Raw genomic sequence first — 2,672 nt, 5'->3', positions numbered from 1 at the left:
ACCGCAGAACCTTCCGGACCACCTTTCGCGAAATCCCGAGCTCACGACAGATCGCCTTGATCGACTTGCCCTGCACCCGGTGCAGGCGCCGGATCTTTGCCACTGTCTCCACGACCAGCATCCCAGCACTGGCTCCCGATCATCCCGGAAACCACTGTGAACCCCGCCGTCAGTGGGGTCCCGTTTGGACGCCGATCACCCCTCCAACAGGGTTCCTATTCCATGCCGATCCACAGCCGAGACGATTTACAAATCGGCAAAGTATGCGACCCGTGGGGCGATCGGCGAGATCCTACTTCACGCCATCATCCGGCAAGAGTTCGGATCGGCTCCCGCAATAAGCAAGGTGTTCTTCAAGGATGCACCGAACGACACGGTCAAGGGCTTCGATGCTGTTCACGTCGTCGAGGCCAACGACGGCCTCGAACTATGGCTGGGCGAGGTGAAGCTTTATCAGGATGTGTCGAGCGCTGTACGTGATGTGGTGAAGGAGCTGCATGAGCACACCCGCATTCCGTATCTCCGGACAGAATTCGCAGCAATCTGGCGAAAGGTCGATCCGGATCATCCGCATCGCGCAGCCCTCGAACGTCTCCTTGCGGGAAACGTCACCATGGATGAGGTGTTCACGCGCCTCAGCATTCCGGTGCTTCTTACCTATGATAGCTCGACAGTTGCTGCTCATAAGCGCACCGACGGCGTCTACGAGGCGGCAATCGCTGCAGAGTTCGACAAACATCATGGCCGATTCCGTGCTGCACGCCTGCCGGACGAAGTGAAGATCATTCTAATCTTGCTGCCCATGAACAATAAGGCCAAGCTGATCGAACGCTTTGACGCGAAGCTGAAGGGCATGATGGCATGACCCCGGAAGAGACGCTTCGCGCGCTCAAAGCACCCTCCCGGAGTTCCGCCGAAGCGTTTGCGATTCTGCAGTCTGTCGCGCGTCATCTCGGTCAGGCTCCCGAGAATCCTACTGCTCAGTCCCTCCTGATCCGGGTTCTTGAGCATCGAGACGACTTCGCAGGCTACTCACAGTTGCTTAATGCCCTGCTCCGAGAGACGGGCCTCTACCCTTATGCCGAACCGAGCGAACTTTCGATACGTGATCGGCTGGCATTCGAGTTTCACCGTCCGGAAGGCCGGCTTGCTGACAGCGGCACCGTTTTCCACCGGGTTCAGGCACAGGTCTACTGGCGTCTGATCGACGGAGAGAACGTAATTCTGAGCGCTCCGACAAGCTTCGGGAAGAGCTTGGTCATCGACGCGCTGATCGCTACGGGGAAGTTCAAACGTGTCGCCCTGGTCGTGCCGACGATCGCTTTGATCGACGAGACCAGGAAGCGCCTATCGCGCTTCTCGGACACGTACAAGATCGTAACTCATGCCTCCCAGCCGGCCGACCCTCGAAGGGGCACGATTTACGTACTGACGCAGGAGCGCGTTATCGAGCGTGATGATCTCGACAATCTAGATCTATTCGCGATCGACGAATTCTACAAGCTTGACCCTGGTGGCGGTGGAGGCGATCGCGCTGCTATCCTGAATCATGCCTTCTACAAGCTGCTGAAGACGGCGCGACAATTCTACCTTCTCGGTCCTAACATCCGCGCGGTTCCGGTTGACTTCCAGGATCGGTTTGAGGCGCGGTTGATCGTCAGCGACTTCGTCACTGTGGCAAGCGACGTTCATCGTGTCGATCAAACTGGGGGACCGCGCGAGGCACTAGTTCGCCTTGTGGAAGGCTTGGATGGATCGTCGCTGATCTACTGCCAGTCACCGGGCAGTGTCCGCCGAGTGGCTCAGCTGCTCGTCGAGCGGCAGGTCACAGAAGTCGATCCGACGCTTGCCACACTAGTGGAGTGGATAGGCAGAAACTTCCATCCCGAATGGATTGTGGCCCGTGCGCTCGCTCGCGGCATTGGCGTCCACCACGGCCGGCTCCCGCGCGCGCTCGCGCAGCTGCAGGTCCGGCTCTTCAACAGCGGCGCTCTGAAATTCCTGATCTGCACGTCCACTCTGATCGAGGGTTGCTCTGTTGAAAGGCTCATGCGGTTTCGGCGAGGAGCATGAGGTTGTGGGTGAGGACACGCAGGATGAGTTCACGCCGCTGAGCTTGATGTCCTCGTGCGGTCAGCGCGGAGCCGAGGCGGCGCTTGTGTTGACTGAAGCCACTCTCGATGTGCCAGCGCTGGTGGTAGAGGGCACGAGGAAAGCGTTGCCGGATTGCCCGCCGGTACCGTGTCTTCGGCCAGCGCCGGCCAGTGTTGCGGCGGTTCAGGGCGATGACGCTTCGGCCGATACCGAGTTCCTCGCGGCAGAGGCGGTGGTTGTGCTCGGCATCGTAGCCGGCATCGGCCAGCACCGTATCCAAGGTCATGATGCTCGCAGCCTGACGCATGACGGGCGTGAAGTCCGGCGAGTCCTGGCTCGGACCGATGCCCGTTACCGCGCCGACGATCAGGTGCGAGTGGGTGTGGAGCACCGCCGTCAACTTGGGCCAAGCCCGTTGTCGATGGCCCGAGCCTTTGCCGTCTCCACGTCGTGGAATTGACCCGATCTCGTGGACGGTTTTCAGGCTTGGGGGCTACGTGTCGACGTCAGCCTCCTGCATGAGGGCTTCGTAGGTCATGGGAGAGCGGTAGCCCAGGGCCGAGTGCAGCCTGACGGGA

Annotated in this window: 3 protein-coding genes and 1 pseudogene; 2 read left to right on the top strand and 2 right to left on the bottom strand. The window is 60.1% G+C overall.

What is annotated here, in order from left to right:
• A pseudogene (locus ROTAS13_RS28300) lies at positions 1–121 on the bottom strand (helix-turn-helix domain-containing protein); the annotation flags it as partial.
• A 63-nt stretch (positions 122–184) separates the two neighbouring features.
• Here ROTAS13_RS28300 and ROTAS13_RS22630 point away from each other — a divergent pair.
• Together ROTAS13_RS22630 and ROTAS13_RS22625 are read left to right on the top strand one after the other, a co-directional pair.
• Positions 185–865 carry a DUF1837 domain-containing protein gene (locus tag ROTAS13_RS22630; protein WP_171979211.1) on the top strand — a complete coding sequence of 227 codons (681 nt, stop codon included), beginning with the start codon at positions 185–187 and terminating at the stop codon, positions 863–865.
• Positions 862–2,073 carry a DEAD/DEAH box helicase gene (locus ROTAS13_RS22625; protein ID WP_083755679.1) on the top strand — a complete coding sequence of 404 codons (1,212 nt, stop codon included), beginning with the start codon at positions 862–864 and terminating at the stop codon, positions 2,071–2,073. Before ROTAS13_RS22630 ends, ROTAS13_RS22625 begins: the two co-directional genes overlap by 4 nt.
• On the opposite strand, the gene ROTAS13_RS22620 is transcribed toward ROTAS13_RS22625, so the two are convergent.
• Positions 2,048–2,551, bottom strand: coding sequence for a transposase (locus ROTAS13_RS22620; RefSeq protein ID WP_256371405.1), 504 nt, complete (start codon positions 2,549–2,551; stop codon positions 2,048–2,050). The genes ROTAS13_RS22625 and ROTAS13_RS22620 overlap by 26 nt on opposite strands.
• Between the last annotated feature and the right edge of the window lie 121 nt (positions 2,552–2,672).

Source organism: Roseomonas sp. TAS13 (assembly GCF_001950415.1).
GTDB lineage: Bacteria > Pseudomonadota > Alphaproteobacteria > Acetobacterales > Acetobacteraceae > Roseomonas > Roseomonas mucosa.
The sequence above is the reverse complement of the archived record's forward strand: the minus strand, read 5'-3'. Positions and strand labels throughout refer to the sequence as shown.